14 protein-coding genes and 1 tRNA gene are annotated in these 15,528 nt (G+C 61.2%); 7 read left to right on the top strand and 8 right to left on the bottom strand.

The features are described 5' to 3' along the window. Window positions 1–156: 156 nt before the first annotated feature. Window positions 157–1,344, top strand: coding sequence for a 4-hydroxybenzoate 3-monooxygenase (pobA, locus tag ABCR88_RS27510; RefSeq protein ID WP_041119854.1), 1,188 nt, complete (start codon window positions 157–159; stop codon window positions 1,342–1,344). A 188-nt stretch (window positions 1,345–1,532) separates the two neighbouring features. Next, the gene (locus ABCR88_RS27505) at window positions 1,533–3,587 is read left to right on the top strand and encodes a TonB-dependent receptor (protein ID WP_350403703.1); all 2,055 of its coding nucleotides are present in this window, start codon (window positions 1,533–1,535) and stop codon (window positions 3,585–3,587) included. A gap of 60 nt (window positions 3,588–3,647) precedes the next feature. Here ABCR88_RS27505 and ychF read toward each other — a convergent pair whose 3' ends face one another. The 8 genes from ychF to ABCR88_RS27465 form a co-directional block, all read right to left on the bottom strand. Further along, a complete protein-coding gene (ychF, locus tag ABCR88_RS27500; RefSeq protein WP_015636980.1) occupies window positions 3,648–4,748 on the bottom strand; it encodes a redox-regulated ATPase YchF in 1,101 nt (366 codons plus the stop codon). A 23-nt stretch (window positions 4,749–4,771) separates the two neighbouring features. Next, window positions 4,772–5,356, bottom strand: a complete 585-nt coding sequence (gene pth / locus ABCR88_RS27495) for an aminoacyl-tRNA hydrolase (protein WP_041119850.1) — start codon at window positions 5,354–5,356, stop codon at window positions 4,772–4,774. A gap of 168 nt (window positions 5,357–5,524) precedes the next feature. Further along, window positions 5,525–6,124: a 50S ribosomal protein L25/general stress protein Ctc gene (locus tag ABCR88_RS27490; RefSeq protein WP_041119849.1), complete on the bottom strand. Its 600-nt coding sequence runs from the start codon at window positions 6,122–6,124 to the stop codon at window positions 5,525–5,527. 138 nt (window positions 6,125–6,262) lie between these two features. After that, window positions 6,263–7,204: a ribose-phosphate pyrophosphokinase gene (locus ABCR88_RS27485; protein WP_003171603.1), complete on the bottom strand. Its 942-nt coding sequence runs from the start codon at window positions 7,202–7,204 to the stop codon at window positions 6,263–6,265. A gap of 47 nt (window positions 7,205–7,251) precedes the next feature. Further along, window positions 7,252–7,326: transfer RNA gene (locus ABCR88_RS27480), tRNA-Gln, on the bottom strand. Window positions 7,327–7,362: 36 nt separating this feature from the next. Beyond that, window positions 7,363–8,214 (bottom strand): 4-(cytidine 5'-diphospho)-2-C-methyl-D-erythritol kinase, encoded by an 852-nt coding sequence (gene ispE, locus ABCR88_RS27475; protein WP_072442501.1) that lies wholly within the window; start codon window positions 8,212–8,214, stop codon window positions 7,363–7,365. Between the two features lies 1 nt (window position 8,215). After that, window positions 8,216–8,833, bottom strand: a complete 618-nt coding sequence (gene lolB / locus ABCR88_RS27470; protein ID WP_015636977.1) for a lipoprotein insertase outer membrane protein LolB — start codon at window positions 8,831–8,833, stop codon at window positions 8,216–8,218. Between the two features lie 4 nt (window positions 8,834–8,837). Continuing rightward, entirely contained in the window at window positions 8,838–10,562 is a 1,725-nt protein-coding gene (locus ABCR88_RS27465) for a tetratricopeptide repeat protein (protein WP_041119846.1), read from the bottom strand. Between the two features lie 183 nt (window positions 10,563–10,745). Between ABCR88_RS27465 and hemA the strand changes: the two genes are divergently transcribed. From hemA to murI, 5 genes are read left to right on the top strand one after another with little or no spacing between them, the layout of a single operon-like run. Beyond that, the gene (hemA, locus tag ABCR88_RS27460) at window positions 10,746–12,020 is read left to right on the top strand and encodes a glutamyl-tRNA reductase (RefSeq protein WP_011063407.1); all 1,275 of its coding nucleotides are present in this window, start codon (window positions 10,746–10,748) and stop codon (window positions 12,018–12,020) included. Continuing rightward, complete coding sequence (gene prfA / locus ABCR88_RS27455; protein ID WP_041119844.1) at window positions 12,020–13,102, top strand: peptide chain release factor 1; 1,083 nt, start codon at window positions 12,020–12,022, stop codon at window positions 13,100–13,102. The genes hemA and prfA overlap by 1 nt, the downstream gene beginning before the upstream one ends. After that, window positions 13,103–13,933 carry a peptide chain release factor N(5)-glutamine methyltransferase gene (gene prmC / locus ABCR88_RS27450; RefSeq protein WP_041119842.1) on the top strand — a complete coding sequence of 277 codons (831 nt, stop codon included), beginning with the start codon at window positions 13,103–13,105 and terminating at the stop codon, window positions 13,931–13,933. After that, window positions 13,927–14,682, top strand: a complete 756-nt coding sequence (locus tag ABCR88_RS27445) for a molybdopterin-synthase adenylyltransferase MoeB (protein WP_015636974.1) — start codon at window positions 13,927–13,929, stop codon at window positions 14,680–14,682. The genes prmC and ABCR88_RS27445 overlap by 7 nt, the downstream gene beginning before the upstream one ends. Further along, window positions 14,675–15,466 carry a glutamate racemase gene (murI, locus tag ABCR88_RS27440; protein ID WP_011063403.1) on the top strand — a complete coding sequence of 264 codons (792 nt, stop codon included), beginning with the start codon at window positions 14,675–14,677 and terminating at the stop codon, window positions 15,464–15,466. The genes ABCR88_RS27445 and murI overlap by 8 nt, the downstream gene beginning before the upstream one ends. Window positions 15,467–15,528 lie beyond the last annotated feature (62 nt).

Below are 15,528 nucleotides of genomic sequence, written 5' to 3'. Positions count from 1 at the left end.
TCGATAATCGAACGCTGTTTTCAAAAGTGCATTTTTACGGCGGTTAATCACCATTTTTTGCGATTTTTGTCGGCAAAAATGCAGAGGTACAACAATAACCATAAATTCCGGATTTCGCCTGCACGGTGACTGGAATGCCCTTATGAGACGACAACAATGAAAACTCAGGTTGCGATTATCGGCGCCGGACCTTCCGGCCTTCTGCTGGGCCAACTGCTGCACAAGGCCGGCATCGACACCGTGATTATCGAGCGCCAGACCCCGGACTACGTGCTAGGCCGGATCCGTGCCGGTGTGCTGGAGCAGGGCACCGTGGACATGCTGCGCGAGGCCGGTGTGGCCCGCCGCATGGACGCTGAAGGCCTGGTCCATGAAGGGGTGGAGCTGCTGATGGGCGGCAAGCGCGTGCGTATCGACCTCAAGGCCCTGACCGGCGGCAAGACGGTGATGGTTTATGGCCAGACCGAAGTCACCCGCGATCTGATGGAGGCCCGCGCTGCCTGCGCAGCGCCGATCATCTATTCGGCGGACAAGGTGCAGCCCCATGACCTGAAGGGCGCGCAGCCCTATATCACCTATGAAAAAGACGGCCAGCTACAGCGCATCGACTGCGATTACATCGCCGGCTGCGACGGTTTTCATGGTGTGGCACGCAAGAGCATCCCCGAAGACGTGCTGACCCACTACGAGCGCGAATACCCCTTCGGCTGGCTGGGGCTGCTGTCCGACACTCCACCGGTCAATCACGAACTGATCTATGGGCAGCATGAACGTGGTTTCGTGCTGTGCAGCCAGCGCTCCCTGACCCGCAGCCGCTACTACCTGCAAGTGCCGCTGAGCGACAAGGTCGAGGATTGGTCCGACGAGCGCTTCTGGAACGAGCTCAAGGCCCGTCTGCCAGAAGAGGTGGGGGCTGACCTGGTGACCGGGCCAGCGCTGGAGAAAAGCATCGCGCCGCTGCGCAGCTATGTGGTGGAGCCCATGCAGTACGGCAAGCTGTTCCTGGTGGGGGACGCGGCCCATATTGTTCCGCCTACCGGTGCCAAGGGCCTGAACCTGGCGGCCTCCGATGTGTGCTATCTGTACCGGATCCTGGTCAAGGTCTACCGCGAAGGGCGTACCGAGCTGCTGGAAAAGTATTCCGAACTGGCCTTGCGCCGGGTGTGGAAGGGCGAACGCTTCAGCTGGTTCATGACCAATCTGCTGCACGATTTCGGCGACCAGCAGGATGCCTGGGACCACAAGATGCAGCAGGCCGATCGGGAGTATTTCCTCAATTCCCACGCGGGCCTGGTGAACATTGCCGAGAACTATGTGGGCCTGCCTTACGAAGAAATCTGCTGAACCATCGGCCTTGGAACCGCCTGCGCATAGGAGGTGGTTTCAGGGCAGTGTTTGCAGCTAGGCAAGGGCCGAAATGTGTCGATCGAGAAATATTCCTATTTCTAAATGATATTTATTAGCATTACACTTCGATCCCCTCTCCCTTGATGCACCACCAAGGTGCATTGCATCGACAAGGATCGTTTGTAATGAAAGTCAGCTCCTGCCTGTTCAATTCGCTTCTGCTCAGTGCCGGTGTCGGCCTGCTGGCCCCGCTGGCGCAGGCCGGCGAGGCGGTTGAAGAGGCCAAGCCTGCATCGTTGGAACTGGATACCGCCTTTGTCACGGCTACTGGCGGTGCCACGGATCTCAAGGATGCCCCGGCCAGTGTCAGCGTCATCACCCGCGAGGAAATCGAGCGCCAGCCGGTCTATGACCTCAATACCCTGCTGCGCCGGGTGCCGGGGGTGACCGGTGGTTTCGGCCCGGTGGGCGAGCAGTCGAAGATCAAGCTGCGGGGGCTGGACGACAAGTACACGCTGATCCTGGTGGATGGCAAGCGGGTCGGCAGTTCCGCGGACCTGAGTTATCGCCGCGACCTGGCGCGCCAGGACCTGAACTGGATCTCGCCGAACATGATCGAGCGCATCGAGATCGTCCGCGGGCCTATGTCGTCGCTGTATGGTTCGGACGCCATGGGCGGGGTGATCAATATCATCACCCGCAAGGTCTCGCGGACCTGGACCGGCTCGGCCAGCACCAATATCACCGTGCCCAAGGATTCCGACCGCGGCCAGACCACTCAGTACAGCGTGAATGCGGCAGGTCCGCTGACGGAGTCCCTGGGGCTGCGCCTGGGGGCCAACGTCACGCGTCGGGCTGCGGATGAGGTAGAGGCGCGGCGCGATGCCCAGGGCGATTTCATGTACGACGATGGCGCGGGCGGTTCCAAGGACCAGAGCTTCAATGCACTGCTGGACTGGCAGATCAACGAGGAGCAGAGCTTGTCCTTCGAGGCGGTGCATGGCGTTGAGCGTTCCTGGGCATCAAAGAAGACCTTTGGTGATTGGGACGAGACCGTTGGTGGCGCCTTTGGCCCCAGCCGACTGACTCGCGACAGCTACATTCTGTCCCACACCGGTGACTGGAGCTTTGGCACCTCGAAGCTCGATGCCTACCTGAACAAGTACCGCAACGACCTTGACCTGGGCAAAGCCAACTCGCAAGAGAAGATCGTCGAGGGCAGCCTGAATATTCCCTTCCAACTGCTGTTGGACCAGCGCCTGACGGTGGGCGGGCAATGGAAGCGTGAAGAGCTGACCAACACCGATACCCTGGGCACGGTACCCGTGGATTATCAGGGCGCGCCGGTCAGTGGCTCGACCTTGAAGGGCGATTACTCGGCGGCCTTTATCGAGGATGAACTGTTCCTGCTGGACAACCTGTCCCTGACCCTGGGCAACCGCTTCGACCACAGCGACAAGTACGGTAACCACAACAGCCCGCGGGCGTATGTGGTCTATCACCCGCACCCGGACTGGACCGTGCGTGGCGGTGTTTCCAAGGGTTTTCGTGCGCCAAGCCTGAAGGAGGGCAGTGCGGGGGCGGCTACCGAATCCGCAGGCCGGGGCTGTGGTTCGTTACGGCCGTTGGGTTATGTCACTGGTAGTTGCTGGATGGCGGGCAATCCGAACCTGACACCGGAAACCAGCACCAACAAGGAAATCGGCCTTTCGTTCGACCACGATGGCTGGGAAGCGGGCCTGACCTACTTCCACACCGATTTCACCGACAAGATCGAATACGGTCCGTTGGGCCAGTACCAGGGCCGCTGGTGGACCATGCTGGAAAACGTCGACAAGGCCCGTACCCGTGGCTGGGAAGGCACCGCCCGGGTGCCGCTGGGCGACTCCGTGAACTGGCGCACCAACGCCACCTACATGCTGGAAAGCAAGAACCTGTCCACCGGTGAAGACCTGATCAGTTCACCCAAACTGTCGGCATTCAGTGCGCTGGACTGGCAGGTCACCGACCGTCTGAGCACCGAGCTTTCGGCTCAGCACGTCGGCAAGCAGCGGGGCATGGGCAATGATTTCGTGCAGTCCTACACCACCTACGACCTGACGGCGAACCTGTCGCTGACCAAGTGGCTGACCCTGAATGGCGGCGTGCAGAACCTGCTGGATAAAGACCTGCGCGATGGATCGACCAACTTCTACGTGCCCGGGCGGGCGTTCTTCGCGGGGGCGACCACTTACTTCTGAGGCCGCTGGATGTAGCGGGGGGAATCAGCCCCATTGCGCGGCAATGGGGCTGAAGGGGCATTACACGTTGAAGCGGAAGTGCATCACGTCGCCGTCCTTGACGATGTATTCCTTGCCTTCCAGGCGCCATTTACCGGCTTCCTTGGCACCGGCTTCACCCTTGAATTGGATGAAGTCGTTGTAGGCGATGACTTCGGCACGGATGAAGCCTTTCTCGAAGTCGGTGTGGATCACCGCGGCGGCTTGTGGCGCAGTGGCGCCGACACGCACGGTCCAGGCGCGAACTTCCTTCACACCTGCGGTGAAGTAGGTCTGCAGGTTGAGCATTTCGTAGCCAGCGCGGATCACCCGGTTCAGGCCGGGCTCTTCCAGGCCCAGGGCCTCGAGGAACATGTCCTTTTCTTCGCCGTCTTCAAGTTCGGCGATTTCCGCTTCGATCTTGTTGCATACCGGCACCACCATGGCGCCTTCTTCTTCGGCGATGGCCTTGACCACGTCCAGCAGCGGGTTGTTCTCGAAGCCGTCTTCGGCAACGTTGGCGATGTACATCACCGGCTTGGTGGTCAGCAGGTGGAAGCCGCGGATGATCAGCTTCTCGTCGGCGCTCATGTCCTTCATCAGGCTGCGGGCCGGCTTGCCTTCGGTGAAGTGGGCGATCAGCTGTTCCAGCAGGGCTTTCTGGGCCACGGCATCCTTGTCACCGCCCTTGGCGTTGCGGGCGACTTTCTGCAGTTGCTTCTCGCAGCTGTCGAGGTCGGCAAAGATCAGTTCCAGGTCGATGATTTCGATGTCGCGCTTGGGATCGACGCTGTTGGACACGTGGATCACGTTGTCGTCTTCGAAGCAGCGGACCACATGGGCGATGGCGTCGGTTTCGCGGATGTTGGCCAGGAACTTGTTGCCCAGGCCTTCACCTTTCGAAGCACCGGCCACCAGACCGGCGATGTCGACGAACTCCATGGTGGTGGGCAGCACGCGCTCGGGCACGACGATGGCGGCCAGGGCGTCCAGGCGCGGGTCCGGCATCGGCACGATACCGCTGTTGGGCTCGATGGTGCAGAAGGGGAAGTTCTCGGCCGCGATCCCGGATTTGGTCAGGGCGTTGAACAGGGTGGACTTGCCGACGTTAGGCAGGCCGACGATGCCGCAATTGAATCCCATGGTGTATTCCCCGAGGAGTAGAGTCAGGCCTTCTGGCTGTGCAGGTTTTTCATCGCGCGGTTCCATTCACCGGCGAAGATATCCGGCAGCACGCCGAGGGCAAAATCGATGCTGGCATCGAGTTTTTCCTGTTCGGCGCGTGGCGCACGACCCAGGACAAAGTTTGAAACCATACTGGCAACGCCCGGATGGCCGATGCCGAGCCGCAGGCGGTGAAAGGTATTCTGATTACCGAGCTGCGCGATGATGTCCCGCAGTCCGTTGTGCCCGCCATGGCCGCCGCCGGTCTTGAGCTTGGCGACGCCTGGCGGCAAGTCGAGTTCGTCGTGGGCCACCAGGATCTCTTCCGGCTTGATGCGGAAGAAGCCGGCAAGCGCCGCCACGGCCTGGCCGCTGCGGTTCATGTAGGTGGTGGGAATCAACAGACGAATGTCCTGACCCTGGTGACTGAAGCGCCCGGTCAGGCCGAAATATTTGCGATCGGCGACAAGGTTGACCCCTTGTTTTTCGGCGATGCGCTCAACAAAAAGGGCCCCTGCGTTATGCCGGGTCTGTTCGTATTCGGTGCCTGGATTACCCAGGCCAACGATCAGTTTGATGGCAGTCACGATAGGGGCCCTTCTTTGGAGTGGTGGATGACATCGCCGCAACCGGTGCTACGGCGAAAGTGGACGACAAGAGCTGGGTTGCCTTGCGGCAAACTTCGCGTTCTCGCCCGCTTTCTCGCTACGTTCCAGTCCGCGATGTACTCCGCTTAACTCCCGCGTCAGAGTGAATTACTCTGCAGCGCCTTCTGCAGCTTCTGGAGCAACACGTGGAGCGTGAACGTTGGCTACTGCCAGGTCGTTGCCGTGTGCCAGGGCCACGAATTCAACGCCTTTAGGGGCCTTGATGTCGGACAGGTGAATAATGGTGCCGATTTCAGCGTCAGCCAGGTCGACTTCGATGAACTCAGGCAGGTCTTTGGGCAGGCAGGAAACTTCGATTTCCGCGATTACGTGCGAGATCTCGCCGCCTTTCTTGACCGGAGCAGCTTCGTTGATGAAGTGCACTGGAACGATGGCGGTCAGTTTCTGACCAGCAACCACGCGAACGAAGTCAGCGTGCATCACGTGGCCTTTGGCCGGGTGACGTTGCAGGGCCTTGATCACGACGTTCTGCTTGGTGCCACCAACGTTCAGTTCGATGATGTGGCTGTAGGCAGCTTCGTTTTCCAGCAGCTTGGCAACTTCTTTGGCCAGCATGCTGATGGATTCAGGGGCTTTGTCGCCACCGTAAACTACAGCTGGAACCAGGCTTGCGAGACGACGCAGGCGGCGGCTCGCACCTTTCCCCAGGTCGGAACGCACTTCAGCATTCAGAGTAAAATCGTTCATGTTGTATCTCCAAAATAACCACACTCGCCCCAGCGTTTGCGACCAGCGCTAAAGGCGATATGGGCAAAAAAGCCCCGTCCCAACACAGGTTGGGACGGGGCGCTTTTCGTCATCGGGATGTTCTGCCAGGGACGAGCCCTAGCGGAACATCGCGCTGATCGATTCTTCGTTGCTGATACGGCGAACCGCCTCGGCAACTACCGGTGCGATATCCAGTTGACGGATACGCGCACAGGCTTGTGCTGCAGCGGACAGCGGGATGGTGTTGGTCACCACCAGCTCGTCCAGCACGGAATTTTCAATGTTCTCGATGGCCCGACCCGACAGCACAGGGTGTGTGCAGTAGGCAAAGACCTTGGCTGCGCCATGCTCTTTCAGGGCCTTGGCCGCGTGGCACAGGGTGCCGGCGGTATCGACCATGTCATCGACCAGAATGCAGGTGCGTCCTTCGACGTCGCCGATGATATGCATCACTTCGGAGTGATTGGCTTTCTCACGACGCTTGTCGATGATCCCGAGATCAACGCCCAGGGACTTGGCCACGGCACGTGCACGCACGACGCCGCCAATGTCCGGGGACACGATCATCAGGTTTTCGAAACGCTGATCTTCGATGTCATCCACCAGAACCGGGGAGCCGTAGATGTTATCTACCGGAATATCGAAGAAGCCCTGAATCTGGTCAGCATGCAGATCAACCGTGAGAACACGGTCGATGCCGACTACGGTGAGCATGTCAGCGACGACTTTCGCGCTGATAGCCACACGTGCGGAACGCGGACGGCGATCCTGACGGGCATAACCAAAATAAGGAATAACAGCAGTGATACGAGTAGCTGAGGAACGGCGGAAGGCGTCGGCCATCACCACGAGTTCCATCAGGTTATCGTTGGTCGGAGCGCAAGTCGGCTGAATAATGAAGACGTCTTTACCGCGGACATTTTCATTGATCTCGGCAGTAATTTCGCCGTCGGAAAATTTTCCAACAGAGATGTCACCGAGAGGGATATGCAGCTGACGTACGACACGCCGAGCCAGATCGGGGTTAGCGTTCCCCGTAAAGACCATCATCTTGGACACGCGCAGTACCTGAAGGCTGAGGGTATACCTGGATGAGTATAGGAAAATGGCAGGGGCGGCTGGATTCGAACCAACGCATGGCAGGATCAAAACCTGCTGCCTTACCGCTTGGCGACGCCCCTGTATCTGTTGCTTCGAATGCCTGGCACTCGGTTCCTTTAGAGCAGACTTTGCAGCTTGCGATGCAACATCGAAACGTTGCTTCCTTTGGCTACAAACCCTGTAAGGGTCTCTGTAAGAAGGGCCGAGACTTTATCAGCTTCAGCTTTGCTTGGGAAGCCCCCAAACACACAACTTCCAGTTCCAGTCAGTTTTGCTTCGGTAAATTTACCTAGCAAATTCAATGCGTTACGTACTTCTGGATAACGCCTTGCGACTACCGGAAGGCAGTCGTTTCTGCTGTTTCCCTTGGGAACGGGGCGCACTTTAATGGGCGCGGTGTTCCGTGTCAACAAAGGATCTGAAAAAATTTCTGCTGTACTAACAGACACTTGCGGGACCAGTACCAGATACCAGGGTTCTTCGGGATATTCAGGGGTCAGTTTTTCCCCCACACCTTCGGCGAAGGCAGCATGCCCGCGGACGAAAACCGGAACATCGGCGCCCAGGGTCAGCCCCAGTGCAGCCAGTCGGTCTTCGTCCCAGCCCAGTTGCCACAAGTGATTGAGGCCCAGCAGGGTGGTGGCGGCATTCGAACTGCCGCCGCCGATGCCGCCGCCCATGGGCAGGATCTTGTCGATCCAGATGTCGATGCCCTGGGTGCAGCCCGATTGTTCCTGGAGTTTCTTCGCCGCCTTGACGATCAGGTTGCTGTCGTGGGGCACGCCTTCGAACGCGGTGTGCAGGCGAATCACGCCGTCATCGCGCAGGGCGAAAGTGATTTCATCGCCGTAGTCGAGAAACTGGAACAGGGTCTGCAGCTCGTGATAGCCATCTTCACGGCGACCGAGGATGTGCAGCATCAGATTGAGTTTGGCCGGGGAGGGCAGGGTCAGTTTTTCCACGGACATTTCATTGCCCCAGCTTGCGCGGCAGCCATTCCTTGATCACCAGGGTGACGTCAAGGTCGCTGCCGTGCAGTTTGATCCGCTCGGGCAGCCAATAGCCGTTCTGCTGCGAGTAGCTGCTGTATTCCACCTGCCAGCCATCTTGCTCCAGGCTCGCCAGATGGCTGTCGCCGTCCAGAGTCAGGCGGCTTTTGCTGTCGGGCGCGGGCAGGCCGCGAACCCACCAGGCCAGGTGCGAGACCGGCAGCTTCCAGCCCAGCTGTTCTTCCAGCAGGGTTTCCGGGCTTGCGGATTCATAGCGACCCTGGTTGGCCACTTCCAGGCTGACCTGGCCGGGACGACCGGTGAGTCGTGCGGCGCCACGGCCCAGCGGGCCTGACAGGCGGATGTCGTAGTAGTCCTGGCGTTGCAGCCAGAACAGAGTGCCGCTGCCGGAATCCTTGGGGGCACGAATGCCGATCTTGCCGTTGATCTGCCAGCCGTCGAGGCCGGTCAGTTGATCCTTGTGCAAGCGCCATTGCGTAGGGTTGCCCTGGCCCTGGACGGACTCTCGGGCACCGAAGCCGGCGCAGCCGGCCAGCAGGGCGATAAAGCTGAAAACAATAAAGTGGCGCAAAAACATGGTCTTAAAGAGTCTCTGATCCGGTCAGGCGTTTGATGGTGCCGCGTAGTACGGGGCTGTCGGGCTGATCCTTGAGGAACTTGCTCCAGATCTGCTTGGCCTCGCGCTGCTTGCCGTTGTTCCACAGCACTTCACCCAGGTGCGCCGCCACTTCCTGATCGGGGAAGCGCTCCAGGGCCTGGCGCAGCAGGCGTTCGGCTTCGTCCAGGTTGCCCAGGCGGAAATTCACCCAGCCCAGGCTGTCGAGGACGGCCGGGTCTTCCGGAGTCAACTGGTGGGCTTGCTCGATCAGGGTCTTGGCTTCGGCATAGCGTGTAGTGCGGTCAGACAAGGTGTAGCCCAGGGCGTTCAATGCCATGGCGTTGTCCGGTTCGCGCTGGATGATCAGGCGCAGATCCTTTTCCATCTGCGCCAGGTCATTGCGTTTTTCCGCCTGCATGGCGCGGGTGTACAGCAGGTTCATGTCGTCGGGGTATTGCTGCAGGGCCTGTTGGATGACTTTCCAGGCGCGCTCGCCCTGGTTGTTCGCCGACAGGGTCTCGACTTCGATCAGGTACAGCTGGATGGCGTAGTCGGGTTGGGCGTCGCGGGCCGACACCAGGCGTTTTTGCGCCTCGTCGGTGCGGCCGTTGTTCATCAGGATATCGGCCTGGCGCAACTGTGCGGGCAGGTAGTCATTGCCCGGGCCGACCTGGCCGTATTCGATCAAGGCCCCTTGCGGGTCGTTGAGTTCTTCGGCGATCCGGCCCAGGTTCAGGTGCGCGGAGTCTTCGTGGCTTTCACGGGCAATCAGGTCTTCCAGGTAGCCCTTGGCTTCTTCCCAGGCCTTGGCCTCCAGGCAGACGAGTGCCAGGGAATAGCGCAGTTCGTCATCTTCCGGATATTGCTGGACCAGACTGGAGAACTGGGTCTTGGCATCCTCCATGCGGTCCTGCTCCACCAGCATGCGGGCGTAGGTCAGGCGCAGGCGCTTGTCGTCTGGGTACTTGCGGATGCTTTTTTCCAGCAGCGGCAGGGCTTCTTTACCCCGGTTCAGGCTTTGCAGCAGGCGGGCGCGCAGCAGCAATGGCGCAACTTCACCGTCTTCCGGTGGGTTCTGTTCCAGCAGGGCCAGGGCTTCCTTGGCGTCGCCGTCCTGTTGCATGAGCAAGGCCTTGCCGAAAATCAACTGGCTGTTGTGCGGGTGTTTCTGCAGCAGGCGGTCGAAGCTTTTCATCAGGCCGTTGCGCGTGTCCTGGTCGGTATCGGCTGCGGACAGGGCAAGAAAGTCGAAGTGGGTATCGCCCTTGCCTTGCAGGACCTTCTCCATATAGACCATCGAGTCGTCATAGCGCCCGGCCCGGGCCAGCTGGATCGCGGCGGCTCGCTGCGCTTCCAGGTCGTCGGGGGCGTTTTTCGCCCAGATCAGCGACGTGTCCAGGGCAGCCTGGTCGGCGCCCAGGTATTCGGCGATGCGAAAGGCCCGCTCGGAGATGCCCGGATCCTGGGTGTTGATGGCCTGGGTTACGTAGTTGTCCAGGGCAATGTCGAAACGATTGCGCTGGCCCGCGAGTTCAGCGCTCAGCAGGCTGAAGACGGTGTCTTCGCTGAACGAGGAGTAGACCTTGGGCTTTTCAGGGGCGGAGGTGCTGTCTTCCACCGGCGACGTAGCGTCCGGTGAAACGGGTGCCAGAGATTGGCAACCGCTGAGGAAGACAAAGGCGAGGAGCAACGCGGAAGATCTATTCATATAGGAAGAGGGCGACTAACCTGCGGTCGGATCATCATGACACAAGCCTTCGGCCAAACATAACCGAGACTCAACGGGATGCCAGAACAGAGGCAGTCTATTAGGACAATAGTCGGCGGTAGTTGTTCTGAGTCGGGCGAAGTAGGACAATTGCCGGCTTCTCGACATCATCAGCGACCTTGAATGGCCTTCCTTGCACTCGGTATTAACCACAAGACTGCTTCTGTAGACGTCCGCGAGCGCGTGGCCTTTACCCCTGAGCAGTTGGTTGAGGCCTTGCAGCAGCTCTGCCGACTCACCGACAGCCGCGAAGCTGCGATCCTCTCCACCTGCAATCGCAGTGAGCTCTATATAGAACAGGATCATCTTTCTGCGGATGTGGTGCTGCGCTGGCTGGCGGAATATCACCATTTGAGCCTAGACGAGCTGCGCGCCAGTGCCTACGTGCATGAGGACGATGCGGCAGTTCGTCACATGATGCGGGTGGCGTCGGGGCTGGATTCGCTGGTACTGGGCGAGCCACAGATTCTCGGGCAGATGAAGTCCGCCTACGCCGTGGCCCGCGAGGCCGGCACCGTCGGGCCGCTGCTGGGCCGGCTGTTCCAGGCCACATTCAGCGCCGCCAAGCAGGTGCGCACCGACACCGCCATCGGTGAGAACCCGGTGTCCGTGGCCTTCGCCGCGGTGAGCCTGGCGAAACAGATTTTCAGCGACCTGCAACGCAGCCAGGCACTGCTGATCGGCGCCGGGGAGACCATCACCCTGGTGGCCCGGCACCTGCACGACCTGGGAGTCAAGCGTATCGTGGTGGCCAACCGTACCCTGGAGCGCGCCAGCCTCCTGGCGGAGCAATTCGGTGCCCATGCCGTGCTGCTTTCGGATATTCCCCAGGAACTGGTGCACAGCGACATCGTCATCAGTTCCACCGCCAGCCAGTTGCCGATCCTCGGCAAGGGCGCAGTGGAAAGTGCCTTGAAGCTGCGCAAGCACAAGCCGATTTTCATGGTGGACATCGCCGTTCCTCGGGATATCGAGCCAGAAGTCGGCGAGTTGGACGACGTTTACCTCTATACCGTCGACGACTTGCACGAAGTGGTGGCAGAAAACCTCAAGAGCCGCCAGGGCGCGGCCCAGGCCGCCGAGGAATTGGTGAACATCGGCGCCGAGGATTTCATGGTGCGCCTGCGGGAACTGGCGGCGGTGGATGTGCTCAAGGCCTATCGTCAGCAGAGCGAACGCCTGCGCGATGAAGAACTGCAGAAAGCCCTGCGCATGCTGGCCAACGGCAGCGGCGCCGAGGACGTGCTGGCCCAGTTGGCCCGCGGCCTGACCAATAAACTGTTGCACGCGCCGAGCGTGCAGTTGAAAAAGCTCTCCGCCGAAGGCCGCCTCGATGCGCTGGCCATGGCCCAAGAACTCTTTGCCCTCGGTGAGGGCTCATCGGATAAAACCCCGTAATGAAAGCTTCACTGCTCAGTAAGCTGGATATTCTCCAGGATCGTTTCGAGGAACTGACCGCCTTGCTCGGCGATGCTGAGGTCATTTCCGATCAGGCCAAGTTCCGCGCCTACTCCAAGGAATACGCGGAAGTCGAGCCGATCGTGGCTACTTATAAACAGGTGCTCAGGGTCCAGGCGGACCTTGAAGGCGCCCAGGCGCTGCTCAAGGACAACGACCCGGACCTGCGGGAAATGGCCGCCGAGGAAGTGCGCGAGGCCAAGGAACAACTGGCCGAACTGGAAAGCAGCCTGCAGCGCATGCTGCTGCCCAAGGACCCCAACGACGGACGCAACGTATTCCTGGAAATCCGCGCCGGTACTGGCGGCGACGAGGCGGCGATCTTCTCCGGCGACCTGTTCCGCATGTATTCCCGTTACGCCGAGCGGCGTGGCTGGCGGCTGGAGATCCTCTCGGAAAACGAGGGTGAGCACGGCGGCTATAAGGAAGTCATTGCCCGGGTCGAAGGCGAGAGCGTCTACGGCAAGCTCAAGTTCGAATCCGGCGCGCACCGCGTGCAGCGAGTGCCGGCCACCGAATCCCAGGGCCGCATCCACACTTCGGCCTGCACCGTGGCAGTACTGCCCGAGCCGGATGAACAGGAAGCCATCGAGATCAACCCGGCGGACCTGCGCATCGACACCTATCGCTCCTCGGGTGCCGGTGGCCAGCACGTGAACAAGACCGACTCGGCGATCCGCATCACCCACATCCCTTCGGGGATCGTGGTGGAGTGCCAGGAAGAGCGTTCCCAGCACAAGAACCGGGCGCGGGCCATGTCCTGGCTGTCGGCCAAGCTCAACGACCAGCAGACCAGCGCCGCGGCCAATGCCATTGCCAGCGAGCGCAAGTTGCTGGTGGGCTCGGGGGACCGTTCCGAGCGCATCCGCACTTACAACTTCCCCCAGGGCCGGGTCACCGATCACCGCATCAACCTGACCCTGTATTCCCTGGACGAAATCCTCGCCGGGGGCGTGGAAGCCGTCATCGAGCCGTTGCTGGCTGAATATCAGGCCGATCAACTTGCGGCATTGGGTGAGTAAATGACCATCATCGCCAGCCTGCTGCGCGCAGCCCAACTGCCCGACTCGCCGACCCCGCGCCTGGATGCCGAGCTGCTCCTGGCCGCGGCCCTGGGCAAGCCCCGCAGCTTTCTCCACACCTGGCCGGAGCGCATCGTGCCCAGCGAGGCGGCCCTGGTGTTCACCGACTACCTGCAGCGACGCCGCTCCGGCGAGCCGGTGGCCTATATCCTTGGCCAGCAGGGCTTCTGGAAGCTCGACCTGGAGGTGGCGCCCCACACCCTGATCCCGCGCCCCGACACCGAACTACTGGTGGAAGCGGCGCTGGAACTGTTGCCCGCGACCCCAGCCACGGTCCTTGACCTGGGCACCGGCAGTGGTGCCATCGCCCTGGCCCTGGCCAGCGAGCGCCCGGCCTGGCAGGTCACGGCGGTGGACCGGGTACTGGAAGCCGTGGCCCTGGCCGAACGCAACCGCCAGCGCCTGCAACTGGACAACGTCAGCGTGCTCAGCAGCCACTGGTTCAGCTCCGTTGAGTCCCGGCGCTTTGATCTGATCATCAGCAACCCGCCCTACATTGCCGAAGCCGACCCCCATCTGGTGGCCGGCGACGTGCGTTTCGAGCCGGAAAGCGCTTTGGTGGCGGGCAAGGATGGCCTGGACGACCTGCGCCTGATCGTCGCCCAGGCTCCGCAGCACCTGGAGGCCGGTGGCTGGCTGATGCTGGAGCACGGTTACGATCAGGCCGCGGCGGTCCGCGAGTTGCTGGCTGCCCAGGGTTTCATCGAGGTCCACAGCCGGCTCGACCTCGGTGGGCACGAGCGCATCAGCCTCGGGTGCCGGCCGTGCTGACCGACCAGGAGCTGTTGCGCTATAGCCGACAGATTCTGTTGCAGCATGTCGATATCGACGGCCAGCTGCGCCTCAAGGAAAGCCGCGTGCTGATCGTCGGCCTCGGCGGTCTCGGTGCTCCCGCAGCTTTGTACCTGGCGGCGGCGGGGGTTGGTGAGCTGCACCTGGCCGACTTCGACAGCGTGGACCTGACCAACCTGCAACGCCAGATCATCCACGACAGCCACAGCGTCGGGGTCAGCAAGGTGGACTCGGCCATCAGTCGCCTGTCTGCCCTCAACCCGGAGGTCCGCCTGGTGCCCCATCGCCAGGCGCTGGATGTCGATACCCTGGCCGCTGCCGTGGCGGCGGTGGACCTGGTGCTCGATTGCTCCGATAACTTCAGTACCCGCGAGGCGGTGAACGCCGCTTGCGTGGCGGCCGGCAAGCCCCTGGTCAGCGGTGCGGCGATCCGCCTGGAAGGGCAATTGTCGGTCTTCGACCCGCGGCGCCCGGAAAGCCCTTGCTACCACTGTCTATACGGGCATGGCAGCGAAGCCGAACTGACCTGCAGCGAAGCCGGGGTGCTCGGCCCGCTGGTGGGCACCGTGGGCAGCCTGCAGGCCCTGGAAGCCTTGAAACTGCTGGCGGGGTTTGGCGAGCCGCTGGTGGGCCGGTTGTTGTTGATCGATGCCCTGGGCACGCGCTTTCGCGAGTTGCGGGTCAAGCGCGATCCGGGGTGCAGCGTCTGTGGTACCCATCGTGAGTGAAGCTCCGATCGGGGTGTTCGACTCCGGCGTCGGCGGCCTCTCGGTGCTGGCGGAAATACAACAGTTGCTGCCCCACGAGTCGCTGCTGTACTTCGGCGACTGCGGGCATATTCCCTATGGCGAAAAGACCCCGGAGTTCATTCGCCAGCGTTGCAGCCTGATGGCCCGGTTCTTTCGTGAACAGGGCGCCAAGGCCCTGGTACTGGCCTGCAACACTGCTACCGTGGCCGGGGTGGCCGACCTGCGCCGCGATTATCCGGACTGGCCCATCGTTGGCATGGAGCCTGCGGTCAAGCCGGCGGCGGCCGCGACCCGCAGCGGCGTGGTCGGGGTGCTGGCCACCACCGGCACCTTGCAGAGTGCCAAGTTCGCCGCCTTGCTCGACCGTTTCGCCACTGATGTGAAGGTCGTCACGCAGCCCTGCCCGGGGCTGGTGGAGATGATCGAGAATGGCGACTTGCACAGTGCCGCTCTGCGCCAACTGTTGCACGGCTACCTCGAGCCTCTGCTGGCTGCCGGCTGCGACACCATTATCCTGGGCTGCACCCATTATCCGTTTCTCAAGCCGCTGCTGGCGCAGATGCTGCCCGGGCCTATCAGCCTGATCGATACCGGCGCCGCGGTTGCCCGGCAATTGCAGCGGCTGCTCGACGAAGGCGATCTGCGCGCCCAGGGGCCAGCCCGGGAAACCTGTTTCTGGACCAGTGGCGATGTCCCGCACTTTGCCCGGGTGCTGCCTCTGTTGTGGAAAGAATCTGCTGAAGTCCTGCCTTTGCAGTTGTGAAAAAGTCGTGAAAAATCCTTTCGCTGGCGCTGAACTTCTGAATGCGCGCTGGCTTCTATAGC

Source organism: Pseudomonas sp. W17 (assembly GCF_040268305.1).
Classification (GTDB): domain Bacteria; phylum Pseudomonadota; class Gammaproteobacteria; order Pseudomonadales; family Pseudomonadaceae; genus Aquipseudomonas; species Aquipseudomonas protegens.
The sequence above is the reverse complement of the archived record's forward strand: the minus strand, read 5'-3'. Positions and strand labels throughout refer to the sequence as shown.